This is a genomic window from Actinomadura sp. DC4 (assembly GCF_030406325.1).
Classification (GTDB): domain Bacteria; phylum Actinomycetota; class Actinomycetes; order Streptosporangiales; family Streptosporangiaceae; genus Actinoallomurus.
Map to the genome: position 1 here is coordinate 42,165 of NZ_JAUEQY010000001.1, position 22,731 is coordinate 64,895.

General features: G+C 73.1%; 23 protein-coding genes. 17 read left to right on the forward strand and 6 right to left on the reverse strand.

Going from position 1 to position 22,731, the window contains the following annotated elements; translation table 11 throughout:
• Positions 1-154: 154 nt before the first annotated feature.
• From QWU11_RS00185 to QWU11_RS00195, 3 genes are all read right to left on the reverse strand, one after another.
• On the reverse strand, positions 155-838 hold the full coding sequence (locus QWU11_RS00185; protein ID WP_290102867.1) for a DUF6882 domain-containing protein: 684 nt from the start codon (positions 836-838) through the stop codon (positions 155-157).
• Positions 839-1,425: 587 nt separating this feature from the next.
• Positions 1,426-1,932: a Cys-tRNA(Pro) deacylase gene (gene ybaK / locus QWU11_RS00190; protein WP_290102868.1), complete on the reverse strand. Its 507-nt coding sequence runs from the start codon at positions 1,930-1,932 to the stop codon at positions 1,426-1,428.
• Positions 1,933-1,942: 10 nt separating this feature from the next.
• Positions 1,943-2,605, reverse strand: a complete 663-nt coding sequence (locus QWU11_RS00195; protein ID WP_290102869.1) for an LON peptidase substrate-binding domain-containing protein — start codon at positions 2,603-2,605, stop codon at positions 1,943-1,945.
• Positions 2,606-2,960: 355 nt separating this feature from the next.
• Here QWU11_RS00195 and QWU11_RS00200 point away from each other — a divergent pair, with 355 nt between their 5' ends.
• From QWU11_RS00200 to QWU11_RS00255, 12 genes are all read left to right on the forward strand, one after another.
• Positions 2,961-3,116 carry a LapA family protein gene (locus QWU11_RS00200; RefSeq protein ID WP_290102870.1) on the forward strand — a complete coding sequence of 52 codons (156 nt, stop codon included), beginning with the start codon at positions 2,961-2,963 and terminating at the stop codon, positions 3,114-3,116.
• 22 nt (positions 3,117-3,138) lie between these two features.
• The gene (locus tag QWU11_RS00205) at positions 3,139-3,945 is read left to right on the forward strand and encodes a PhzF family phenazine biosynthesis protein (RefSeq protein ID WP_290102871.1); all 807 of its coding nucleotides are present in this window, start codon (positions 3,139-3,141) and stop codon (positions 3,943-3,945) included.
• An 89-nt stretch (positions 3,946-4,034) separates the two neighbouring features.
• On the forward strand, positions 4,035-5,342 hold the full coding sequence (gene hisD, locus QWU11_RS00210; protein ID WP_290102872.1) for a histidinol dehydrogenase: 1,308 nt from the start codon (positions 4,035-4,037) through the stop codon (positions 5,340-5,342).
• Entirely contained in the window at positions 5,339-6,424 is a 1,086-nt protein-coding gene (locus QWU11_RS00215) for a histidinol-phosphate transaminase (protein WP_290102873.1), read from the forward strand. The genes hisD and QWU11_RS00215 overlap by 4 nt, the downstream gene beginning before the upstream one ends.
• Positions 6,421-7,041 carry an imidazoleglycerol-phosphate dehydratase HisB gene (gene hisB, locus QWU11_RS00220; protein WP_290102874.1) on the forward strand — a complete coding sequence of 207 codons (621 nt, stop codon included), beginning with the start codon at positions 6,421-6,423 and terminating at the stop codon, positions 7,039-7,041. Before QWU11_RS00215 ends, hisB begins: the two co-directional genes overlap by 4 nt.
• Positions 7,038-7,667 carry an imidazole glycerol phosphate synthase subunit HisH gene (gene hisH, locus QWU11_RS00225; RefSeq protein ID WP_290102875.1) on the forward strand — a complete coding sequence of 210 codons (630 nt, stop codon included), beginning with the start codon at positions 7,038-7,040 and terminating at the stop codon, positions 7,665-7,667. Before hisB ends, hisH begins: the two co-directional genes overlap by 4 nt.
• Complete coding sequence (locus QWU11_RS00230) at positions 7,664-7,996, forward strand: hypothetical protein (RefSeq protein WP_290102877.1); 333 nt, start codon at positions 7,664-7,666, stop codon at positions 7,994-7,996. The genes hisH and QWU11_RS00230 overlap by 4 nt, the downstream gene beginning before the upstream one ends.
• Positions 7,997-7,998: 2 nt before the next feature.
• The gene (gene priA / locus QWU11_RS00235; protein ID WP_290102878.1) at positions 7,999-8,721 is read left to right on the forward strand and encodes a bifunctional 1-(5-phosphoribosyl)-5-((5-phosphoribosylamino)methylideneamino)imidazole-4-carboxamide isomerase/phosphoribosylanthranilate isomerase PriA; all 723 of its coding nucleotides are present in this window, start codon (positions 7,999-8,001) and stop codon (positions 8,719-8,721) included.
• On the forward strand, positions 8,718-9,113 hold the full coding sequence (locus QWU11_RS00240; RefSeq protein WP_290102879.1) for a RidA family protein: 396 nt from the start codon (positions 8,718-8,720) through the stop codon (positions 9,111-9,113). The genes priA and QWU11_RS00240 overlap by 4 nt, the downstream gene beginning before the upstream one ends.
• Positions 9,110-9,862, forward strand: coding sequence for an imidazole glycerol phosphate synthase subunit HisF (gene hisF / locus QWU11_RS00245; protein ID WP_290102880.1), 753 nt, complete (start codon positions 9,110-9,112; stop codon positions 9,860-9,862). The genes QWU11_RS00240 and hisF overlap by 4 nt, the downstream gene beginning before the upstream one ends.
• A gap of 79 nt (positions 9,863-9,941) precedes the next feature.
• Positions 9,942-11,477: an MFS transporter gene (locus QWU11_RS00250; protein ID WP_290102881.1), complete on the forward strand. Its 1,536-nt coding sequence runs from the start codon at positions 9,942-9,944 to the stop codon at positions 11,475-11,477.
• Positions 11,478-11,590: 113 nt separating this feature from the next.
• Complete coding sequence (locus tag QWU11_RS00255) at positions 11,591-12,643, forward strand: glucose 1-dehydrogenase (RefSeq protein WP_290102882.1); 1,053 nt, start codon at positions 11,591-11,593, stop codon at positions 12,641-12,643.
• 4 nt (positions 12,644-12,647) lie between these two features.
• Here the strand turns inward: QWU11_RS00255 and QWU11_RS00260 are convergent, their stop codons facing one another.
• A complete protein-coding gene (locus tag QWU11_RS00260) occupies positions 12,648-14,120 on the reverse strand; it encodes an MFS transporter (RefSeq protein WP_290102883.1) in 1,473 nt (490 codons plus the stop codon).
• A gap of 106 nt (positions 14,121-14,226) precedes the next feature.
• Between QWU11_RS00260 and QWU11_RS00265 the strand changes: the two genes are divergently transcribed.
• Together QWU11_RS00265 and QWU11_RS00270 are read left to right on the forward strand one after the other, a co-directional pair.
• Positions 14,227-15,198, forward strand: coding sequence for an Lrp/AsnC family transcriptional regulator (locus QWU11_RS00265; RefSeq protein WP_290102884.1), 972 nt, complete (start codon positions 14,227-14,229; stop codon positions 15,196-15,198).
• A 41-nt stretch (positions 15,199-15,239) separates the two neighbouring features.
• A complete protein-coding gene (locus QWU11_RS00270; RefSeq protein WP_290102885.1) occupies positions 15,240-16,469 on the forward strand; it encodes a hypothetical protein in 1,230 nt (409 codons plus the stop codon).
• Between the two features lie 13 nt (positions 16,470-16,482).
• On the opposite strand, the gene QWU11_RS00275 is transcribed toward QWU11_RS00270, so the two are convergent.
• Positions 16,483-17,616, reverse strand: a complete 1,134-nt coding sequence (locus QWU11_RS00275) for an FAD-dependent monooxygenase (RefSeq protein ID WP_290102886.1) — start codon at positions 17,614-17,616, stop codon at positions 16,483-16,485.
• A 105-nt stretch (positions 17,617-17,721) separates the two neighbouring features.
• Here QWU11_RS00275 and QWU11_RS00280 point away from each other — a divergent pair, with 105 nt between their 5' ends.
• A complete protein-coding gene (locus tag QWU11_RS00280) occupies positions 17,722-18,276 on the forward strand; it encodes a TetR family transcriptional regulator (RefSeq protein ID WP_290102887.1) in 555 nt (184 codons plus the stop codon).
• A 6-nt stretch (positions 18,277-18,282) separates the two neighbouring features.
• On the opposite strand, the gene QWU11_RS00285 is transcribed toward QWU11_RS00280, so the two are convergent.
• Positions 18,283-18,921, reverse strand: coding sequence for a TIGR03085 family metal-binding protein (locus tag QWU11_RS00285; protein WP_290102888.1), 639 nt, complete (start codon positions 18,919-18,921; stop codon positions 18,283-18,285).
• Positions 18,922-19,020: 99 nt separating this feature from the next.
• On the opposite strand from QWU11_RS00285, the gene QWU11_RS00290 reads away from it, so the two are divergent.
• Both QWU11_RS00290 and QWU11_RS00295 read left to right on the forward strand, forming a co-directional pair.
• The gene (locus QWU11_RS00290; protein WP_290102889.1) at positions 19,021-20,802 is read left to right on the forward strand and encodes an ABC transporter ATP-binding protein; all 1,782 of its coding nucleotides are present in this window, start codon (positions 19,021-19,023) and stop codon (positions 20,800-20,802) included.
• A gap of 110 nt (positions 20,803-20,912) precedes the next feature.
• Complete coding sequence (locus tag QWU11_RS00295; protein WP_290103318.1) at positions 20,913-22,628, forward strand: ABC transporter ATP-binding protein; 1,716 nt, start codon at positions 20,913-20,915, stop codon at positions 22,626-22,628.
• Positions 22,629-22,731 lie beyond the last annotated feature (103 nt).

Sequence of the window (22,731 nt, forward strand, 5' to 3'; positions counted from 1 at the left end):
TTCTCGAAGGACGGGGCGGAGGAGGGTCAGCGTCGCAGGCCGTCGGCGGGCATGACCGCGACGCCCGGCGATGCGGGTGACGGAAGGGCGGCCATGTGGAACATGACACGAACGGTAGGCCGACCGGCGCGTCGCGTCGAACGGTTTTCCGGCCTCAGCGCGCGGACAGCTCCATCGACATGGAGATGAAGCGGTCGTCGTCGTCGAACTCGGCCGTGCACGCGCCGCCCTCCGGCAGCGTCGCGATGATCGAGGTCTCCGTCTCGGTGTACGGGAGGTGGTGGTGGCTGAAGTAACGGGACACCGTCAGCCGGTGGTCGGCCGGGAACAGCGTCAGGCCACTGGTGATCATGCGGGGCGCGGTCAGGGAGTCCCAGCCGGGGATCGGCGCGGACGAGTCCTGGATGGCGAAGTAGGCGACGCCGCCCTCGTACGTGCCGGGGATCGCGCCCGCCGAGCCGATCAGACCGGTAGTGGCCATGGCGACGATGTCACCGCCGCTGCGCGCCGGCCCGTCGTACCACGCCAGGTCCAGCTCGGGCGAGGTCAGCTCCGGGATCGCGAGCCGTGCTCCGGCGGCGCTCGGGTTGACGACGGCGGGGTGCTCGGGGCCGAACTGAGGGTTCGCCCAGCCCCACAGCCAGCTGCGGTTCTCCTCGGCGAAACTGCCGAGCAGGGCGACCTTCAGCGTCACGTCGCCCTGGGTGTAGGTGCCGGTGGTCAGGTCGGCACTCCAGTCGGCGGCGGGCAGGAAGTCACCGAGGGACTCCTGCTGCTGGGCCGAGATCGCGGCGTACGCGGCTCCCAGCCGGTCGAACGCCGGGCTGAATCCAGACATGGCGGGCACACTATCTCAGACGGCTCGTGCCGCGGAGCGGCTCCGGGTCCGGATCGGTCAAGCGCTACGCTGCGATCATCAGCGAGAGGCGGGGGGAGTTCGGAATGGCCGGCCAGCTTCGGATCGGAGTGGCGGCGACTCTCGTGATCGCGGTGCTCGGCGCTCCCGCCGGGCTGCTGTGGACCACGGTGGCGCCGCGCACGACGTACGTGATCGCCGGAGGCAAGGCCCTCCTCGGCGATCCGGAGAGTCAGACTCTGATCGCCGCGGACGGCTGGTTCGCCGTGCTGACGGCCCTCGCGGGCCTCCTGTGCGGCGTCGTCGCCTACCTCGTGGCCGGCCGGCTCCGTGAGATCGGGCTGATCGCCGCCCTCGGCGCGGGAGGCACGGCCGCGGGCCTGGTCGCCTGGTGGGTGGGCAGCCTCATCGGCCGCTCCTCCTTCCAGCACCAGTTGCGTACGGCACGCGACGGGACGACCGTCAAGAACGCCCTGGACCTGCACGCCGTGGGCGTGGTCATCGCCTGGCCGCTGATCGCGCTCGTGGTCTTCGGGCTGCTGGAGGCGTTGGACGTGGCCCGCCGCGAGTCACGCGGACGAACGGCCGCGGGCTATGCCGGCGATGGCGGCGCCGGTCAGCCGGATCAGGTCGGCGGGGGCCAGTTCGACCTGGAGGCCGCGCCGCCCAGCGGAGACGTAGATCGTCGGGAACCCTGACGCGGAGGCGTCCACGACCGTCGGCAGCCGCTTGCGCTGGCCCAGCGGGCTGATGCCGCCCCGCACGTAGCCGGTGACGCGCTCGGCGTGCGCCGGGTCGGCCATGGCCGCCCGCTTGCCGCCCGCCGCGCCGGCGAGCGCCTTGAGGTCGAGCGTGGCCGAGACGGGCACGACGGCGACGGTGAGGTTCCCGTCGACCTCGGCCACGAGCGTCTTGAAGAGCCGCTCGTGCGGCACGCCGAGAGCGTCGGCGGCGGCCTCGCCGTAGGACTCCTCGCCGCCCGTCGTCTCGTACGGGTGGAGGGTGAAGCCGATGCCGGCGCTCGTCGCCGCCACGGTCGCGGGCGTGCCCTTGCCGCCGCTCTTCTTCGCTGCCAACAGGCACTCCTCAGTTCGGGCTGACGCCCCCGCCCAGGAACTCCGACGCCGGGACGGTCGGGAAGGTCTCGAGCAGGAGATTCTCGCGTCTCAGCAGCTCATACTCCAGCCTGAGCCGGGCGGCGGCGTGCTCCGCCTGCAGGAGGCGCTGCTTGTCGGACCGGTCCAGGACGAGCGAGGCGGCGACGAGGTAGGACAGGGACTGCGGCTCCTCCGGCAGGTCGGCCAGGTCGGTGACCTCGGCGCCGTGCGCCACGAGCCGCTCGCAGTAGCGCCGGAACTGGCCGGTCACCGGCTCGACGGCGTTCTGCGCGCCCGGCCCGTCCTCCTCCGGCAGCATCGTCACGTCGGCGCGCAGGTAGGCGAGGGAGTCGTCCACGTCCTCGACGCGGAAGCGCGTCCCGCCGGTCGTGACGATCTCGTACCGGCCGTCCTCGTGCTCCTGCACGTCGCGCACCTCGGCGGTGCAGCCGACGGCGGCGAGCCGCCGCGCGGCACCGGGGCCGACCTCGTGGCCGAGCTCGATCGAGACCACGCCGAACCGGTGCGGCTCCTCGCCGGCCAGCAGGTCGCTCATGAGAAGGCGGTAACGCTCCTCGAAGACGTGCAGCGGAAGCACCAGGCCCGGGAAGAGCACGGCCCCCAGCGGGAAGATCGGCAGCCGTTCGGTCACGGCACGAGCGTACGGCCTCGCGGCGATCTTCGCGCCCCCGTTCTCCTCAAGTTGATCTACAGTGTAAAGGCGGCGGCCCCGGCGCGCCGCCGGCTCCTGCCCCGGCGAGGCACTCCGCGGAGCACGGGCACCGGGACGACCGAACCGCCCTGGTCAGGCCGGTCATCTGGCTTTGGGGACAGGTCCGCGTGGCCAGGTGGTGTGACCGTAGTCACCTTGGACTAGATCGCGTCAACCAGCACACAGACGCCGATTCCCCGGGGTTAGCGTCGGACCATCCGCGCGGCAGTCGGCGCGCGGCGCGGCGGCCGCCCCGGAAAGGGGCCACCGCCGTCACTCCCGCGGGAGGCCCACAATGAACGTCGTCTTCTTGATCCTCGCGAGTCTGTGCGTCGGATTCATCCTCGGCTGGCTCGTCGGCCGGCCCCGGCGCTGGGGCGTCTTCGCCGCGGACGTCCCGGTCCCCGGCACCGAGCAGCCGGGCGTCGACACCTTCGCCCACGGCGGCTGATTCCGGCGTTCTAGGGTGAGGCATGCGGATCCATGTCGTCGACGCCTTCACCGATCGCCCGTTCGCCGGAAACCCCGCCGCGGTCTGTCTCCTGACCGGGCCCGCCGAGCCCTCCTGGATGCAGCGGGTCGCGATGGAGATGAACCTGTCCGAGACCGCCTTCCCCCGCCCGGTCGACGATGATCCGGACGCGGACTACGAGCTCCGCTGGTTCACGCCGGCGGTCGAGGTGGCCCTGTGCGGGCACGCCACACTCGGCGCGGCCCACGTGCTGTACGAGACCGGGGCGGTGCCGGAGGACCGGCCGATCCGCTTCCGGACCCTGCGCAGCGGCGTCCTGACCGTACGCCGCGACGGCGGCCGGCTCGCGATGGACTTCCCCGCCTGCCCGCCGGACGAGGCCGACCCGCCCGAGGGCCTGGCCGAGGCGCTCGGCACCGTGCCCACCTGGACCGGGCGCAACGTGCAGACCGACGTGCTCGCCGTGGTCGAGGACGCCGCGACCGTACGGTCCCTGGCCCCGGACCTGTCCGCGCTGGCCGCCATCGACGCTCGTGGCGTCTGCGTCACCGCCGCGGGCGGCGGCCACGACTTCGTCTCGCGGTTCTTCGCGCCCCGCTCCGGGGTCCCCGAGGACCCGGTGACCGGGTCGGCGCACTGCATGCTGGCCCCGTTCTGGGGCGAACGCCTCGGCCGTAGCCGGATGCGCGCCCACCAGGCGTCCGCGCGCGGGGGAGACGTGGACATCGAGGTACGGGGCGACCGGGTCATCCTCACGGGGGCCGCCGTCACGGTGATCGAGGGCACACTCCGCGCCGGGCCGTCCTGACCTCGCGGGGACGCCGATCGTCCGTCATCGGTGTCTCAAGAATCGAGACGCGGGCCCGGGCCGCCGAGCACTCTCCGTAGACTGATCAGGTGATTTCCCGTATCGACCTGCGCGGGTCCCTTCCGGACGACCTGCGCACCGTGCTGCCGCGAGCCGAGCTCGACGTCGAGGCCGCCCTGGAGAAGGTGCGGCCGATCTGCGACGACGTGCGACATCGCGGAGCCGCGGCGGTACGCGAATACAACGAGCGCTTCGACGGCGTCGCCCTGGCGTCCGCGCGGGTGCCGGCCGAGGCGATCCGGCAGGCCCTGGAGGACCTCGCCCCCGGCGTCCGCGACGCCCTCGAGGAGTGCGTGCGCCGCGCGCGCCTCGTCCACCGCGACCAGCGCCGTACGGACCTGACCACCGAGGTCGTGCCCGGCGGCACGGTCACCGAGCGGTTCGTGCCGGTCGAGCGGGTCGGGCTGTACGTCCCGGGCGGCCAGGCCGTCTACCCCTCCAGCGTGGTCATGAACGTCGTGCCCGCGCAGGAGGCGGGCGTCGAGTCGCTGGCGGTCACCTCGCCGGCGCAGCGGGAGTTCGGCGGGCTGCCGCACCCGGTCATCCTCGCGGCGTGCGCGCTGCTCGGCGTGGACGAGGTCTACGCCGCCGGCGGCGCGCAGGCGATCGCGATGTTCGCCTACGGCACCGAGGAGTGCCGCCCGGCCAACCTGGTCACCGGCCCCGGCAACATCTACGTCGCCGCGGCGAAACGCCTGCTCAAGGGCGTGATCGGCATCGATTCCGAGGCCGGGCCGACCGAGATCGCCATCCTCGCCGACGCCACTGCCGACCCGGTCTACGTCGCCGCCGACCTGATCAGCCAGGCCGAGCACGACACGCTCGCCGCGTCGGTGCTGGTCACGGACGCGCCCGAGCTGGCCGACGCGGTCGAGCGCGAGCTCGCCGAGCAGGTGGGCCGCACCAAGCACACCGAGCGCATCACCGAGGCCCTCGCCGGCCGCCAGTCCGGCATCGTGCTCGTCGACGACGTGGACGCGGGCCTGCGGGTCGTGGACGCCTACGCCGCCGAGCACCTGGAGATCCACACGGCCGGCGCCGCCGCCGTCGCGGCCCGGGTCCGCAACGCCGGCGCGATCTTCGTCGGCGCGCACGCGCCGGTCTCGCTCGGCGACTACCTCGCCGGCTCCAACCACGTGCTGCCGACCGGCGGCTGCGCCTGCCACTCCGGCGGCCTGTCCGTGCAGACGTTCCTGCGCGGCATCCACGTGATCGACTACAACGAGGCGGCGCTGGCCGAGGCGACCCGGCGCGTCGTCACGCTCGCCGAGGCCGAAGACCTGCCCGCGCACGGCGCCGCGCTCAAGGCGAGGTATGACTGGGGGATACCGGAGTGACCGACGAGACCACCTCGCTCAGCGACCTTCCGCTGCGCGACGACCTGCGCGGCCGTGAGCCGTACGGCGCGCCGCAGCTCGACGTGCCGGTCCGGCTCAACACCAACGAGAACCCCTACCCGCCCTCGCCGCGCCTCGTCGCGGCCCTGGGGCGGGCCGTCGCGGACATCGCGGGCGACCTCAACCGCTATCCCGACCGCGACGCCGTGGAGCTGCGCAAGGACCTCGCCGACTACCTCGGGCACGGCGTAACCGCGGCCCAGGTCTGGGCGGCGAACGGCTCCAACGAGATCATCCAGCAGATCCTGCAGGCGTTCGGCGGGCCGGGCCGTACGGCGATCGGCTTCGAGCCGTCCTACTCGATGCATCCGATCATCACCGAGGTCAGCGGCACGCGCTGGATCGACGCGCACCGCGACGCGGACTTCGGCCTGGAGGCCGGCCGCGCGGTCGCCGCGATCGAGGAGCACCGGCCCGACATCGTCTTCCTGACCTCGCCGAACAACCCCACCGGCACGTCGCTGCCGCTGGAGGCGATCGAGGCGGTCCTGAAGGTCGCGCCGGGCATGGTCGTGGTCGACGAGGCGTACGCGGAGTTCCGCCGCGAGGGCACGCCGAGCGCGCTGTCGCTGCTGCCCGGTAACCCCCGGCTGATCGTCACCCGGACCATGAGCAAGGCGTTCGCGATGGCCGGCACGCGTGTCGGCTACCTCGCCGCCGACCCGGCCGTGATCGACGCGCTGCTGCTGGTCCGCCTGCCGTACCACCTGTCGGCGGTCACCCAGGCGGTGGCGCGCACGGCGCTCGCCCACCAGGACGAGCTCCTGAGCGCGGTCGAGACCCTGCGCGCCGAGCGTGACGCCCTGGTCGGGTGGCTGCGCGGAGAGGGCCACACGGTGGCCGACTCCGACGCCAACTTCGTCCTGTTCGGCCGGTTCGCCGACCGGCGCCGGGTCTGGCAGGGCATTCTTGATCGCGGCGTGCTGATCCGCGAGGTCGGCCCGCCCGAGTGGCTGCGCGTGAGCGTGGGCACCCCTGACGAGATGGCGGCCTTCCGTGCCGCCCTGGAGGCCAGTAAATGAGCGGTCTTGCCGGAGGCGAGACGGGTAAGCGCACCGGGCGCGTCGAGCGCGGCACGAAGGAGACCTCGGTCTTCGTCGAGGTCGGGCTGGACGGCACCGGTCAGGTCGACGTCGCCACCGGCGTCGGGTTCTTCGACCACATGCTGACCCAGCTCGGCAAGCACGGCTCCTTCGACCTCACCGTCAAGACCACCGGCGACCTGCACATCGACAGCCACCACACGATCGAGGACACCGCGATCGCCCTCGGCCAGGCGTTCCGGGAGGCGCTGGGCGACAAGTCCGGCGTCCGGCGGTTCGCCAACGCCAGCGTGCCGCTGGACGAGACGCTCGCGCAGGTCACCGTCGACCTGTCCGGCCGCCCCTACCTCGTGCACAGCGAGCCGGAGGGCATCGCGCCCATGATCGGCCCGGACTACGACACGACCATGACCCGGCACATCTTCGAGGCGTTCGTCTTCAACGCCGCGATCTGCCTGCACGTCCACGTGCCGTACGGCCGCAACGCCCACCACATCGTCGAGGCCCAGTTCAAGGCCCTCGCCCGCGCCCTGCGCGACGCGTGCGAGCACGACCCCCGCGCGCAGGGGATCCCCTCCACCAAGGGCGCGCTGTGACGCGGATCGTGGTGCTCGACTACGGCTCGGGAAACCTCCGGTCCGCCGAGCGCGCGATCGCCCGCCTCGGCGCGGACGTCACCGTCACCGCCGACTTCGACACGGCGGTGGAGGCCGACGGCCTGGTCGTGCCGGGCGTCGGCGCGTTCGCCGCCTGCATGAACGGCCTGCGCGAGGTCCGCGGCCACCAGATCGTCGGCCGCCGGCTCTCGGGCGGCCGCCCGGTGCTCGGCATCTGCGTCGGCATGCAGATCCTGTTCGAGAAGGGCGTCGAGCACGGCATCACCACCGACGGCTGCGCGGAGTGGCCCGGCGCGGTCGAGCGGCTGAACGCCCCGATCCTGCCGCACATGGGCTGGAACACCGTCGAGGCGCCGGCCGAGTCGGTGCTGTTCGCCGGCCTGCCCGCCGAGACGCGCTTCTACTTCGTGCACTCCTACGCCGCGCGCTCCTGGGAGCTGGGGCCGGGCCGGTTCACGGCGCCGCTGGTGACGTGGGCCGAGCACGGCGAGCGTTTCGTGGCGGCGGTGGAGAACGGCTCGCTCTGCGCCACGCAGTTCCACCCGGAGAAGTCCGGCGACGCCGGGGCCGAGGTTCTGAAGAACTGGCTGTCGACGCTTTCATGAGCAAGGAACGCCAGCGGCGGAGGGCCGAACGTGAGGCCGCCCGCGAGCGCGCGGCGGCCGAGAGCGCCCGCCGCGACGCGCGCGCCGCGCGCCGCAGGACGCGGGTCGCCCGGGTGACCCGGTTCGTGCCGCGCCGTTCCGGGCGGCCCGGCGGGCTCCTCGCGCGCAAGCGCCGTGAGCAGAACGCCATCGTCGCGGTGGCGTTCCTGCTGGTCCAGGTGCTGGCCTGGATGTACTTCCCGTCCTGGACCGGACGGATCGCCGTGCTGGTGCTGTCGGCGTTCCTGGTCCCGGTCTTCATCACGCTCGCCTTCGACCGGAGGTCGTAGATATGTCCCTTGTCCTGTTGCCCGCCGTCGACGTCGCCGACGGCCAGGCGGTGCGTCTCGTGCAGGGGGAGGCCGGCACCGAGACCTCCTACGGCGAGCCGCTCGACGCCGCGCTGGCCTGGCAGAGCGCGGGCGCGGAGTGGATCCACCTGGTCGACCTGGACGCCGCGTTCGGCCGCGGGTCCAACCACGCGCTGCTCGCCGGGGTGACCGGCAAGCTGGACGTGAAGGTGGAGCTGTCCGGCGGCATCCGCGACGACGACTCGCTCGCCGCGGCGCTCGCCACCGGCTGCGCGCGCGTCAACATCGGCACCGCCGCCCTGGAGAACCCCGAGTGGTGCCGCAAGATCATCGCCGAGCACGGCGACCGGATCGCGGTCGGCCTGGACGTGCGCGGGACGACGCTCGCCGCCCGCGGCTGGACCCGCGAGGGCGGCGACCTGTGGGAGGTCCTCGACCGCCTGGAGGCCGACGGCTGCCCCCGCTACGTCGTCACCGACGTCACCAAGGACGGCACGCTCCGCGGCCCCAACACCGACCTGCTCCGCGAGGTCTGCGGCCGTACGGACCGGCCCGTGGTCGCCTCCGGCGGGGTCTCGTCGCTGGACGACCTGCGCGCCCTGGCCGGCCTGACGGGTCACGGGGTGGAGGGAGCGATCGTCGGCAAGGCCCTGTACGCGGGCGCGTTCACGCTCGAAGAGGCCCTCGCGGCGGTCGCCACATGATCCGCAGGATCTCCTCCGGAGGGCCGTGGGAGGACGTCGTCGGCTACTCCCGCGCGGTCGTGGCGGGCCCGTGGGTGCTCGTCGCGGGCTGTACGGCGACCGTCGACGGCGAGGTACGGCACGCGGGCGACGCCTACAACCAGGCCCGTACGGCCCTGGAGGTCGCCGTGACGGCGCTGGGGGAGGCGGGCGCCTCGGCCGCCGACGTCGTCCGCACCCGCATGTACGTCAGGGACATCGCCGACAGTGAGGCCGTGGGGCGCGCGCACGCGGAGTTCTTCAAGGACGTGCGCCCGGCCGCGACGATGGTCGAGGTCTCAGGTCTCATCGACGACCGGATGCTGGTCGAGATCGAGGTGGACGCCTACGCGGCGCGCGGGGAGGTCGCATGACCGTCGCCGTACGCGTGATCCCCTGCCTCGACGTGGACGCGGGACGGGTCGTCAAGGGCGTCAACTTCGAGAACCTCCGCGACGCCGGCGACCCGGTCGAGCTGGCCCGGCGCTATGACGCCGAGGGCGCCGACGAGCTGACCTTCCTCGACATCACCGCCTCCAGCGGCGAGCGCTCGACCACCTACGACGTCGTCCGCCGTACCGCCGAGCAGGTGTTCATCCCCCTGACGGTCGGCGGCGGCATCCGGTCGGTCGACGACGTGGACCGGCTGCTGCGGGCCGGCGCGGACAAGGTGTCGGTCAACACCGCCGCGATCGCCCGGCCGGCGTTCCTGCGCGAGGCCGCGCACCGGTTCGGCTCCCAGTGCATCGTGCTGTCCGTGGACGCCCGCCGCACCGGCGACGGCTTCGAGGTCACCACGCACGGCGGCCGGCGCGGCACCGGCATCGACGCCGTCGAGTGGGCGCGGCGCGGCGAGGAGCTCGGCGTCGGCGAGATCCTGCTCAACTCGATGGACGCCGACGGCACGAAGAACGGCTTCGACCTGGAGATGCTCCGGGCCGTACGCGCGGTCGTGAGCGTGCCGGTGATCGCCAGCGGTGGAGCGGGTGTGATCGCCCACTTCGCGCCCGCGATCGAGGCGGGCGCGGACGCCGTGCTCGCCGCGAGCGTCTTCCACTTCGGCGAGCTGAAGATCTCCGAGGTCAAGGACTCCCTGCGGCAGGCCGGCCACCCCGTCCGCTGAGGCGTGTCGAGAACCCCGTCCGGGCTCCGACTCTCCGGTGAGAGCGCCCACCCGGGGCGCCGGCGAGAGGAGTCCCGTGATGGAGACGAGAGCCGGAAGGCGTGAGTGGGTCGGGCTGGCGGTGCTGGCCCTGCCCACGCTGCTCGTGTCGATCGACGTGTTCGTGCTGCTGCTCGCGCTGCCGCGCCTCAGCACCGACCTGGACGCGTCGAGCACCGAGCAGCTTTGGATCATGGACGTCTACGGCTTCATGGTGGCCGGTTTCCTCATCACCATGGGCACCCTCGGCGACCGGATCGGGCGGCGGAGGCTGCTGCTGATCGGCGCGGCCGGGTTCGGCGCCGCATCGGTCCTCGCCGCGTACTCCACGAGCGCCCCGATGCTGATCGCCGCCCGCGCGCTGCTGGGGATCGCCGGGGCGACGCTGGCGCCCTCGACGCTGGGCCTGATCAGCAACATGTTCACCGTCCCGCGCCAGCGGGCGACGGCGATCGGCGTGTGGATGGCCTGCTTCATGGGCGGCGCGGCGCTCGGCCCGCTGGTCGCCGGGGTGATGCTGAACCACTTCTGGTGGGGTTCGGTGTTCCTGCTCGGCGTCCCGGCGATGGTGCTGCTGCTCGCGGTCGGCCCGGTCCTGCTGCCGGAGTACCGCGACGCCGCGGCCGGCCGGATCGACCTGCCCAGCGTGGCGCTGTCCCTGGCTGCGATCCTGCCGGTCGTGTACGGCCTGAAGGAGCTGGCCCGCGGCGGCTGGGCGCCGCTGCCGCTCGCGGCGGTCGTGGCCGGCGCGGTGTTCGGCCGGATCTTCGTACGGAGGCAGCGCCGGCTCGCCGATCCCTTGCTGGACCTGCGACTGTTCGCCCGCCGGGAGTTCAGCGCCGCGCTGGGCAGCATGATGTTCGGCACCATGCTGATGGGCGCGATCATGATGTTCATCGCGCAGTACTTCCAGCTCGTGCACGGCCTGTCGCCGCTGCGCTCGGGCCTGTGCATGCTGCCGGGAATGGGCGGGTCGCTGGTCAGCTTCCTCGCCTCGCCGCACCTGACCCGCTGGGTCCGGCCCGCGTACCTCATCGGCGGCGGCATGATCGTCTCTGTCGGGGGCCTTCTCCTCATCGCCCAGGCCGGCCCGGTCTCCGGCCTGGCCGCGGTGATGACGGGCTTCGCGGTCACCAACCTCGGCGCCGGCCCCATGGTCACCCTGGGCACCGACCTGGTGGTGGGGTCCGCCCCGAAGGCGCGGGCGAGCTCGGCGGGGGCGCTGAACGAGACCAGCGGCGAGTTCGGCTTCGCGCTCGGCATCGCCGCGCTGGGCAGCGCCGGGACCGCGGTGTACCGCGACAGGATCGTCGTGCCGGGCGGCGTCCCCGCCGGTGAGGCCCGCGACTCTCTCGCCGGCGCGGTGGCCGTGGCCGGCCGGGTGCCCGCCCGGCTCGGCGCGCCGCTGCTCGACTCGGCCCGCGCGGCCTTCATGAGCGGCATGCAGGCGGCCGCCGTGATCAGCGCGGTTCTCCTGGTCGTGGTGGCGGTCGTCGTGGCGACGCTGCTGCGGCACACGGGAGCCGCCCAGGCGCATCCGGAGGCGGCCGACGAGCCCGAGCCGGCCCGCGCCTGAGGATCTGGCGGTGAGAACCCCCACGTCACGAATGTCCCAAGAGCGGCGTCATGGCAGTCCTTTGACGCTACGTTGCGAACGGTCCGGGAAGATTCCGGCGGAGGGGGATGATCATGCGCGCGCTGACAGTGCTGCCGCTGAACGCGGGTTCGCTCGAGGTGTCGGAGTTCGCCGACCCGGTGGCCGGGGAGGGCGAACTCCTCGTCGAGGGCCTCGCCCTGGGGGTGTGCGGCACCGACCGGGAGATCGCCTCGGGCCACTACGGCTGGGCGCCGCCGGGGGCGGAACGGCTGATCCTCGGCCACGAGTCACTCGGCCGCGTACGCGAGGCGCCGCCGGGCAGCGGATTCAGCCCCGGCGACCTGGTCGTCGGCATCGTACGGCGGCCCGACCCGGTGCCGTGCGGCGCGTGCGCGCACGGGGAGTTCGACATGTGCCGCAACGGCCGCTACACCGAGCACGGCATCAAGGAGATCCACGGGTACGGCTCGCAGCTCTGGACGGTCGAGGCCGACTACGCCGTACGGCTCGACCCGTCCATGGAAGACGTCGGCATGCTCCTGGAGCCGACCACGGTCGTCGCCAAGGCGTGGGACCACATCGAGCGCATCGGCAAGCGCGCCTGGTTCGAGCCGCGCTGCGTGCTCATCGCCGGCGCGGGCCCGATCGGGCTGCTGGCCGCGCTGCTCGGCGTGCAGCGCGGCCTCGACGTGCACGTCCTGGACCGGGTCACGAGCGGCCCCAAGCCCGAGCTCGTGGCCGCGCTCGGCGCGACGTACCACACCGCCTCGATCCCCGAGGTGGCCGCGAAGGCCGAGCCGGACATCGTCATCGAGGCCACCGGCGTGCCCCGGCTCGTCCTCGACGCGATGGCCAACAACGCCGCCGCGGGTGTGGTCTGCCTGACCGGCGTGTCCCCGACGGGCCGCCCCCTCGAGATCGACGCCGGGGCGATCAACCGGGAGATCGTGCTGCAGAACGACGTCGTCTTCGGGACGGTCAACGCCAACCGCAGCCATTACGACCAGGCCGTACGAGCCCTCGGCCTCGCGGACCACTCCTGGCTGGCCGGTCTGGTCACGCGCCGGCTGCCGCTGGAACGGGCCCACGAGGCCTTCGAGCAGGGCGAGGAAGAGGTCAAGGTCGTCATCGACCTCCAGTCCTGAGACCTCAGGCGGCGACGGTCTCCTGCTCGGGCAGCGGCCGTGCGGTCTCGCGCGGCCGCCGGACCAGGGCCAGGACGAGGATCCCGCCGACGATGCCGAGGCACGCCGACACCGCGTAGACCGCGTTCAGGCCCGAGGCGACCGCGGACCGGACGATCGGCAGGTGCGGCGCGCGCCCGCCGCTCGCCGCGCCGGCCAGGGCGTGCGGGTCGGGCACGTGGCCGGTCAGCACGTGCTCGATGCGGGCGCGCAGGACCACGCCGAGGACCGCGATGCCGAGCGCGTAGCCGAGCTGGCGGAACGTGTTGAGCGCCCCGCCGGCCATGCCTCCGCGTTCGTGCGGCGCCGCCGCCATCGACGCCGACGCCAGGTTCGGGATGGAGATGCCCACGCCCACGCCGCCGACCACGAGGCCGGGCATGATCGCGGTCCAGGTCGAACCCGCGTCGAGCACGCCCTGCAGGCCCGATCCGATGCCGATCAGCAGTAGCCCGATCCCGATCGTCAGCCGTGGTGAGACGCGGTGCGAGAGCCGCGCGCTCGCGGCCGAGGCCACGAACGAGGTCGCGGCCAGCGGCAGGACCGCCAGGCCGGCGTCGACCGGGCCCAGGCCCAGCACGGTCTGCAGCCACACCGAGGTGAACGCCAGGCAGGCGAACGCCGAGGCCATGAGCAGCATGCCTCCGAGCATGAGCGCGGTGAACGACGCGCTGCGGAACAATCCCAGGTCCAGCAGCGGCTGCCGGACGCGCCGCTCGACGAGGACGAAGACGACGAGCGCGACGGCCGCGAGCGCGAACATGCCGAGCGGGACCGCCGCCCCGAAGCCGTCGTCGCCGGCCCGGATCAGGCCGTACGTCAGCGCGCCCGCGCAGACCGTGAACGCGCAGGTCCCGGCCACGTCCGGCCGGGTGCCCCCGGCCGGCCGCGAGGTCGTGACGCAGGCCAGCGTCAGCGCGACCGCGACCGCGGTCACCGGTAGGTTGACCAGGAAGATCGCCCGCCAGCTCACGTGCTCGGTGAGCAGGCCGCCGATGACCGGCCCGCCCGCCGCCGCGACGCCGTTGACCGCGCCCCAGACGCCGAACGCGACGCCGCGGTCCTTGCCGTGGTAGGTGCTGTTGATCAGGGCCAGCGTGGTGGTGAACATCGCCGCTCCGCCGACGCCCTGGACCCCGCGCGCGGCGATCAGGACGCCGGCGTTCGGCGCGAGACCGCAGGCGAGCGAGGCGGCGGCGAAGAGCACCAGGCCGGCGACGTACACCCTCCGCCGTCCGAACAGGTCGCCCAGCGCGCCCGCTCCGAGCAGCAGCGCCGCCAGGGACAGCGCGTAGATGTCCAGCACCCACTGCAGGCCGGCGAACGAGGTCCGCAGACTCCGGGCCATGCCGGGCAGCGCGACCGTCACGATGGTGACGTCCACGAGCAGCATGAACGCCCCCAGGCAGACCGCCACGAGGGGCCACCATTTGCGCATCGAACTTTCCTTCCTCCGTCGGGGTTCCGACGATCGCGGTCGGCGGCGATCTGGCACAGCCATCGCGCTATAAACGGATGATTCCGACATGGGATAGCGTGCAGTGGTGGAATCCATCACGCTTGACGACCTCGACCGGTGTCTCGTCCACGCCCTCCAGGTCGACGGGCGCGCGCCGTTCGGGCGGATCGCGGCCGTGCTGGGCGTGTCGGACCAGACCGTCGCGCGCCGCTACCGCCGCATGCGCTCGGCCGGAGTGCTGCGGGTGATCGGCGCCGTCGACGGGATGCGGATGGGGTACACCTCGTGGGCGATCCGGCTGCAGTGCGCGCCGGACGCCACCGGCGCGATCGCCGCCGCGCTCGCCCGGCGACCCGACACCTTCTGGGTGCACCTGCTGTCCGGCGGCACCGAGATCGCCTGTGGCACGCGGTCGCGCACCGGCGAGGAACGCGACGCGCTGCTGCTGCAGCACCTGCCCCGTACGGGCCGGGTGGTGTCCGTCTCCGCACACTCGCTGCTGCATCTCTTCATGGGCGGCCCGGCGAGCTGGCCGGGCGTGACGGCGCTGTCGGCCGGTCAGATCGAGCGGCTGCGGCCCGGCCCTCCGGTCCACGACGGCGAGCCGGTGGTCCTCGACGACGGCGACCAGGCCCTGCTGGACGCCCTGTCCGTGGACGGCCGGACCGGCCACGCGGAGCTCGCCGCCGTCACCGGCTGGTCGGAGTCGACCGTACGGCGGCGCATGGACCGGCTGGAGGCCTCGGGCGCGCTGTACTACGACATCGACATCCTGCCCGAGAGCCTGGGGTTCAAGGTCGAGGCGCGGTTGTGGATGTCCGTACGGGCCGCCGATCTGGCCGCAACGGGCGCGGCGCTCGCACGCCACGAAGAGGTCTCGTTCGCCGCCGCGACCACCGGCGCGACCAACCTCATGGCCGCCCTGGTCTGCCGGGACGACCAGGACCTCTACCGCTATCTGACCGAGCGGGTCGGCACGCTGGAGGGGGTCGGGCACCTGGAGACCGCGCCGGTGATCCGGACCATCAAACGGGCCGGCGCTGTCCTGAAGCCGTAATTTACTTGCCCGTTTTGTAATCGGGCGCGCATCCTGCAGCCGTGACAGACATCGTCCTTCATTCAGCGGAATCGCTGCACGGCCGCCTGCAGCGCGGGCGGGGCTGCGCCGCGCGCCGTGCGGCCGGCAGCCCCGGTTCGGGCGACCTCGTCTATGACTGCGTGCGCCACGACCCACGGTGGGACACGCTCGAAGACCGCGGCCTGTACTACGCGCGGCTGATATGCGACCTGGAGCTGGGCCTCGGGCCCGTCATCGCCCACCTGTTCGATCCGGTGGACCACGCCGACTCCGACGAGGACCGTACGAACCTCGCCCTCGACGTCCTCGCCCGTCTCGTACGGATGGGGCGGCTGGAGGCGGCGCCCCCGTTGCGCCGCTACGCCCGCGAGGGCTGGAACTGGTACGCGGCGCTGGCCGAGCTCGTCGAACTCGACGATCCGGCCCTCGCCGAGGGGCTGGACGAGGTGGCGGCGGCCCGCTGTGACGACCACGAGCTGGCCTGGCTGTGCGGCGTCGACGGCGTGGTCACCCGCTCCTGGGCCCAGCGCCACCCGCGCATCGCCGCCGCCCGCCGGCCCGACGTACGGCCGCACGAACCGAGGGCCGCGCTCGCCGGCCGAACCGACGACGACCTCGCCTCTCTCGCCCGCGGGCACGGCGAGGAGGTGACGGCGGCCATCCTCGAACTCGGCCGCCGCCGCAGCCCGGTCGTCCTCGACCTGGCCGAGGAGCTCCTGCCGGGAGGCGCCCACGACGGCCCGCTGTGCCGGGCCGTACGCGACCTGGGGGCCGGCGCGCTCGGCCGCGCCCGGGTGTGGACCGCCGAGCGGCGCTCGTACCACGACGTGGGCATCGACGTCCTGGCCGCGCACGGCACGGCCGAGGACACGCCGCCCCTGCTGGACGCCTTCGGCACGGCACTGGCCGAGGAGGACTGGGACCTGGCCGCCGTACCGGCCGGCGGCCTGGGCCGGCTGCGCTCCCGCCGGGCGATCCCCATGCTGCTGCACGCCTGGGAACAGAGCGCCAGCTCCCAGTTGCGCGTCAACCTGCTGGGCGCGCTCACCACGACCGACCGCCATGTGGCGGAGCCGTACCTCGTCGAAGCCCTGTGGGACTGCGAGGACGGCGCACGCCGGATCGCGGCCGGATCCGTGCCTCTCGAGGGCGAGGCGCGGACCCGGCTGCGACGGCTGAGACACGACCCCGCCGAGGACGCCGAGGTGCGCTCCGCCGCGGCCGAGTCCCTCCTCAACGGCCCCCACTGAGCCCGGTCCGGGATCAGCGGTCCACGCTGAGCTCGGACAGGCGCATGGCCACCTTGTGGCGGACCGCGGCGTTGTGGCCCGCGACCGCCAGGACCGCGTTGCGGACGGCCCGTGCCGCCGGGTTGCCGGTCGTCGCGGCGCGGGTCATCCGGTCGGTCATCGCGACCACGTCGACCGCGACCGGCCGGCGGACCGCCTCATAGCCGTCCTCGGTGCCAGCGAGGACGCGGCGGGCCAGCTCGGCGGCGTCCTGGATGCCCGTGTTCATGCCCTGCCCGCCGGCGGGGCTGTGCACGTGGGCGGCGTCGCCGGCGAGGAAGATCCGGCCCTCCCGGTAGCGGTCGGCGATCCGGTGGTGCACGCGGAACCGTGAGCTCCACAGCACCTCACGTACCTCCGCCGGCGTCCGTTCCGGGCCCCGCTCGGCGAGCAGGGCGCGGACGTCGGCCAGATCCGGGTGCTCGGGCGGGTCCTCGGCGGTCGCGACGACGCGGTGCCGCCCGCCGGGCAGCGGCGCGACGACGACCAGCCCGCCGGTGGCCAGGAAGAGCTGTACCTCGTCGGCGGGCAGTGACCAGTTTAGGCGGACGTCGGCCAGGACGAACGACTCGGCGTAGGTGTCGCCGGTGAAGCCGATCCCGGACCGCTCCCGTACGACGCTGTGCATCCCGTCGGCGCCCACGACGTACCGCGCCCGGATCTCCCCGCCGGCGGTCGTCACGGTCACCCCGTCGGTGTCCTGGGCCACGCCGGTCACCTCGCAGGGCCGGTGGACGTCGCCGCCGAGCGCGCGCAGCCGGGCGAGCAGCACCTGCTCGGTGACGTCCTGCGGGATCATCAGCGTGTACGGGTGGGGGGTGGGCAGGCCGCCGAACGGCACGGTCAGCAGCACGCGGTCCCGGTCGCGGACGGTGAAGGACGGCGTGACGATGCCGCGCCCGACCATCTCCTCGCCGACCCCGAGCCCGTCAAGGACCTCCAGCGTGCGGGCGTGCACGACGGCGGCACGCGAGGTGTTCGCGCCCTCGGCGGCCCGGTCGAGCAGGACCACGTCGGCGCCTCCGGCGGTGAGGAACGCGGCGAGCGTGAGACCCGTCGGACCGGCGCCGACGATCACGACATCCGCAGTGGTGGGCAAGTGGGACATCACGACCTCCTCGGCTGTGGCCAACATTTGATGGCCAACGTCTGTTGGCATCAAGTTACCTCCGTCCGGATGAAATGCCAACACGTGTTGGCCTACACTCGTGTCATGGCCTTCACCCACCGCTCGGAGGAGACGCGGAACGCGATCCTCGCCGCGGCCCGCCGCCGTTTCGCCGACGACGGGTACGAACGCGCCACGATCCGCGCGATCGCGGCCGACGCGGGCATCGACCCGTCGATGGTGATGCGCTACTACGGCTCGAAGGACGGCCTGTTCGCCGCGGCCGTCGACGTCGCGCTGCACCTGCCGGCCCTGGACGACCTGCCGCGTGAGGGCCGCGGGGAGATCCTCGTGGATCACTTCCTACGGCTCTGGGAGGGCGAGGGGGCGGACGACGTGCTGACCGTCCTGCTCCGCTCGGCCGTCACCAACGAGGCCGCGGCCGACCGCATGCGCACGATCTTCGCCACGCAGGTCGGCTCGGTGCTCTCCCGCTCGGCCGACGGCCCCGCGCGGGCCGCGCTCATCTCCACCCAGCTGCTGGGCCTCGCGCTGTGCCGCTACATCCTGCGCATCCCCGAGGCCGTCGCGCTGGACACCGAGACCCTCGTACGGTCCCTGGGGCCCACCGTGGAGCGGTACCTCAGCGACCCGCTCTGAGGCCCGCTACAGGCGCCAGCGGGCCTGGGAGAGCACGTTCACGGCCTCGGCCTCGCCGGTCAGCTCCACCCGGGCGGCGTCCTTGCGGCCCACCGCCCACAGGGTCAGCTCGCTGGGCAGGCCGTGCACGCGAGCCTGGCGGCCGCCCTTGGTGAGGCGCTGCGTACGCCCGTCGGGATCGGCCATGGTGACCTCCACAGGGAGCCGCCGCAGCGTGAAGCGGGCCGTCTTGAGCCGCCGCCAGAGATCGTCCTCCAGGGCCGACGGCAGCGAGCGCGGCGTCCAGCCCTCCTGCGCGCGGCGTACGTCCTCGTGGTGGACGAAGAACTCCACCGTGTTCGCGGCGCCCTCCACGCCCGGCCAGGCGAGTGGCGACCAGCCGGGCGGCCCCTGCCGCAGCAGCTCGATCTGGCGCGCGAACGGCGTCGCGGTCCCGAGCCGCCGCTGCACCCGCTCGGTGTAGCCGGCCAGCAGCGGCACCATGATGCCCGGCGCCGCGTCGAGGCGGCGCTCCCTGACCAGCAGGTGGGCGGTCAGATCACCGGTGGTCCAGCCCTGGCACAGCGTCGGGGCGTCCGGGCCGGTCTCGGCGAGCAGGTCGCACAGCGCGTGGCGCTCGGAGCGCGCCCAGTTCTGGTTCACCACCCTCATGATCGTAGGTCGCCGTCCCCGGCAGCGGAATAACCCGGTGGTTCTGTTTGATAAGGATTAGCGGCCCCTGAATCTGCCACGAAAGGGGACTTGATGCCGCCAAAGGTGACATCCGACATCCTGCGTAAGGGGATGCGGGTCCTGGGAGTCGCCGTCCGGGCCGAACCGCTGCTGTTCACCCTCGCCGTCGTCTTCAGCGGCCTGTACGCGGCCGCGACCGTGGGCAGCGCCTGGGTCCTCGGCCGCGTGACGCAGGACGTCGTGCTGCCCGCCTTCCGCGACGGGCACACCACCGCCGGCGCCCTCACGGCCGGCGGGCTGGTCATCGTCGGGGTGGCCGCGCTCAAGGCCCTGGGCGTGGCCGGACGCCGCCTGTACGCCGGGATGATGCAGTACAACATGCAGGCGACCTACCGCCGGGCCGTCACCCGGCAGTACCTCCGCCTGCCGCTCGCCTGGCACCACCGCCACCCCACCGGGCAGCTGCTGTCCAACGCCAACGCCGACGTCGAGGCCGCCTGGGCGCCGATCGCGCCGTTGCCGATGGCCACCGGCGTCGTCCTGATGCTCCTCATCGCCGCGGTCGAGATCCTCGCGACCGACGTCATGGTGGCCATCGTGGGCTTCCTCGTCTTCCCGGCGATCGCCGGGCTCAACGTCGTCTACCAGCGGCGTCTCGCGCCGATCGCGGCCCGCGCGCAGCAGCTGCGCGCCGAGGTCAGCGAGGTCGCGCACGAGAGCTTCGACGGCGCCCTGGTCGTCAAGACCCTCGGCAGAGAGGCCGCCGAGACCGAGCGCTTCGGCGTCGTCGCCGGGGAGCTGCGCGACGCCAACGTCGCCGTCGGCCGCGTGCGCGGGCTGTTCGACCCGGCCCTGGAGGCCCTGCCCAACCTCGGCGTGCTCGCCGTCCTGCTCGTCGGGTCGATACGCCTGCGGTCCGGGGCGATCTCCGCCGGCGACCTCGTCCACGTCGCGTACCTGTTCACGCTGCTCGCCTTCCCGATCCGCGCGCTCGGCTGGGTCCTCGCCGAGGTGCCGCGCAGCGTCGTGGGCTGGGACCGCGTCCGCGGTGTCCTGGACGCCAAGGGTTCCCTCCCGTACGGGGAGGAGTCTCTCACCGGCGAGGGCCCGGCCCGGCTGGAGGTGCGCGGCGTCCGGTTCGGCTACACCGAGGGCGACGTGCTGCACGACATCGCCTTCGGCGTCCGGCCGGGCCACACCATCGCCCTCGTCGGCCCCACGGGTTCGGGCAAGTCGAGCCTGACGAACCTCCTCGTACGGCTGGTCGACCCCGCGACCGGCGACGTCCTCCTGGACGGCGTCGACGTACGCGACGTCGAACGCGGCGGCCTGGCCCGTACGACGGCCATGGTCCCGCAGCAGACCTACCTGTTCGACGACACCGTGCGCGGCAACGTGACCCTCGGCCTGGACGCCCTCGACGAGGACGTGTGGGAGGCGCTGCGGCTGGCCCAGGCCGACGGCTTCGTCTCCGCCCTCGAGGAGGGGCTGGACACCCGGGTGGGGGAGCGCGGGGCGACTCTGTCCGGCGGCCAGCGCCAGCGCCTGGCCCTGGCCCGCGCCCTCGTACGGCGGCCGCGCCTGCTCATCCTCGACGACGCCACCTCCAGCGTGGACACGCAGGTGGAATCCCGGATCCTCAGCGGCCTGCGGAACTCCTCGGCGACCGTGGTCGTCGTGGCCTACCGCAAGGCCACGATCGAGCTGGCCGACGACGTGATCTACATCGAACGCGGCCGGGTGATCGGCCAGGGCCCGCACGAGGAACTCCTGGAGAAGTCCGTGGGCTACCGCAACCTCGTCACCGCCTACGAGCGGAACGAGGACGACGAGAACGAGGGAGTGCCGGCGTGACCGTCGCGGACCCAGACGTCGAACAGGCCGCGCCGGCGCGCCGCGAGGCCGACGCCGGTATCGGCTCCGGCCGGGCGACCGGCCTGGCCACACTCCGCACCGGCCTCCGGATGACGCCGGAGTTCCACCAGGGGCTGTGGGTGACCCTGCTGCTCGCGCTGGTCGCCACCGTCGGCCGCATCGTGGTGCCGGTGGCCGTCCAGCAGACCCTCGACCGCGGGCTCGACACGGCGGGCGGCCCGGACATCGGCTTCATCCGTACCGCCGTCCTGCTCTCGGCCGGCGCCGTGATCATCACCGCCGTCGCGGCGTACCGGATGAACGTGCGTCTCTACCGGACCAGCGAGAGCGGCCTCGCGGCCTTGCGCGTACGGGCGTTCCGGCACGTCCACGACCTGTCCATGCTCACCCAGAGCACGGAGCGGCGCGGTGGCCTGGTCTCGCGGGTCACCACGGACGTCGACCAGATCAGCCAGTTCATGCAGTACGGCGGCCTGATGATCCTCATCGCCGGCGGCCAGCTCGTGGTGGCCAGCGTGCTGATGCTGATCTACTCCTGGCCGCTGGCGCTGCTGGTGTGGGCGGTGTTCGCGCCCCTGGCGTTCGCGCTGCGCTACTTCCAGCGCTGGCTGTCGGGCGCGTACGGCGCGGCGCGCGAGCGGGTCGGCGACATGCTGTCCGCGGTCGGCGAGTCGGTCGTCGGCGCGGCGGTCATCCGCGCGTACGGCGCAGAGGAGCGCACCGCGCGCCGCATCGACGAGTCCGTCGACGCCTACCGCGACGCCCAGACCCGCGCCCAGAAGCTCGTCGCGGCGACCTTCCCCTCGACCGAGCTCGCCGCCGCCGTCGCGACGGCGGCCGTCGTCGTCGCGGGCACCGCGATGGGCATCGGCGGGCACCTGACCGCCGGGCGGCTCGTGGCGTTCCTGTTCCTGGTCACGCTGTTCGTGAGCCCGATGCAGGTGGCCACCGAGGTGCTCAACGACGCCCAGAACGCCATCGCGGGCTGGCGGCGCGTGCTCGGCGTCCTGGAGACCACGCCGGACGTCGCCGACCCGGGGCCGGAGGGCGTCGAACTGCCGCGCGGGGCGATCGAGGTGGCCTTCGAGGACGTGTCCTTCGCCTACCCGGGCGGCCCGACCGTGCTGCACGGCGTGTCCGCGGAGATCGCGCCGCGCGCCCGGGTGGCGATCGTCGGGGAGACCGGCTCGGGCAAGACGACCTTCGCCAAGCTGCTGACGCGCCTGATGGACCCGGTGTCGGGGAGGGTGCTCATCGACGGAGTGCCGCTGACCGACGTGCGGTTCTCCTCGCTGCGCGAGCGGATCGTGATGGTGCCGCAGGACGGGTATCTGTTCGACGCCACGCTCGGGGAGAACATCCGGTACGGCCGGCCGGGCGCGACGGATCAGGAGATCACGCTGGCGCTGACCGAGCTGGGCCTGGGCGACTGGCTGGAGGGCATGCCCGCGGGCCTTTCGAGCGCGGTCGGGCAGCGCGGCGAGTCGCTGTCGGCGGGCGAGCGCCAGCTCGTCGCGCTGGCCCGCGCGTACCTCGCGGCCCCCGACCTCCTGGTCCTCGACGAGGCCACCTCGGCCGTCGACCCGGCGACGGAGGTACGGATCGCGCGGGCGCTGGAGGGCATCACACGCGGCCGTACGGCCATCTCGATCGCACACCGCCTGTCCACCGCGGAGGCCGCCGACGAGGTGATCGTCTTCGACCAGGGGCGCATCGTGCAGCGGGGTCCGCACGCCGTTTTGGTGGAACAACCCGGTCGTTACGCGGATCTGTACGCCTCGTGGGCGGCTCAGCTTCGGGCTTGACCAGAGGCGTAAAACGTTTGCGTTGTATTGGCCGCCTCGTGGGAACGACCGGCCAGACAGAGGGGATCTGAAGGTCAAAAGCGATCTTTCGCTGGGGGGAGTG

Bases quoted from the DNA above. Each gene is read 5' to 3' on its own strand.
- QWU11_RS00185 (WP_290102867.1), bottom strand. From the start codon at position 838: ATGTCTGGATTCAGCCCGGCGTTCGACCGGCTGGGAGCCGCGTACGCC.
- QWU11_RS00200 (WP_290102870.1), top strand. From the start codon at position 2,961: ATGAACGTCGTCTTCTTGATCCTCGCGAGTCTGTGCGTCGGATTCATC.
- QWU11_RS00205 (WP_290102871.1), top strand. From the start codon at position 3,139: ATGCGGATCCATGTCGTCGACGCCTTCACCGATCGCCCGTTCGCCGGA.
- hisB (WP_290102874.1), top strand. From the start codon at position 6,421: ATGAGCGGTCTTGCCGGAGGCGAGACGGGTAAGCGCACCGGGCGCGTC.
- QWU11_RS00230 (WP_290102877.1), top strand. From the start codon at position 7,664: ATGAGCAAGGAACGCCAGCGGCGGAGGGCCGAACGTGAGGCCGCCCGC.
- priA (WP_290102878.1), top strand. From the start codon at position 7,999: ATGTCCCTTGTCCTGTTGCCCGCCGTCGACGTCGCCGACGGCCAGGCG.
- QWU11_RS00240 (WP_290102879.1), top strand. From the start codon at position 8,718: ATGATCCGCAGGATCTCCTCCGGAGGGCCGTGGGAGGACGTCGTCGGC.
- hisF (WP_290102880.1), top strand. From the start codon at position 9,110: ATGACCGTCGCCGTACGCGTGATCCCCTGCCTCGACGTGGACGCGGGA.
- QWU11_RS00250 (WP_290102881.1), top strand. From the start codon at position 9,942: ATGGAGACGAGAGCCGGAAGGCGTGAGTGGGTCGGGCTGGCGGTGCTG.
- QWU11_RS00255 (WP_290102882.1), top strand. From the start codon at position 11,591: ATGCGCGCGCTGACAGTGCTGCCGCTGAACGCGGGTTCGCTCGAGGTG.
- QWU11_RS00260 (WP_290102883.1), bottom strand. From the start codon at position 14,120: ATGCGCAAATGGTGGCCCCTCGTGGCGGTCTGCCTGGGGGCGTTCATG.
- QWU11_RS00275 (WP_290102886.1), bottom strand. From the start codon at position 17,616: ATGTCCCACTTGCCCACCACTGCGGATGTCGTGATCGTCGGCGCCGGT.
- QWU11_RS00280 (WP_290102887.1), top strand. From the start codon at position 17,722: ATGGCCTTCACCCACCGCTCGGAGGAGACGCGGAACGCGATCCTCGCC.
- QWU11_RS00290 (WP_290102889.1), top strand. From the start codon at position 19,021: ATGCCGCCAAAGGTGACATCCGACATCCTGCGTAAGGGGATGCGGGTC.
- QWU11_RS00295 (WP_290103318.1), top strand. From the start codon at position 20,913: ATGACGCCGGAGTTCCACCAGGGGCTGTGGGTGACCCTGCTGCTCGCG.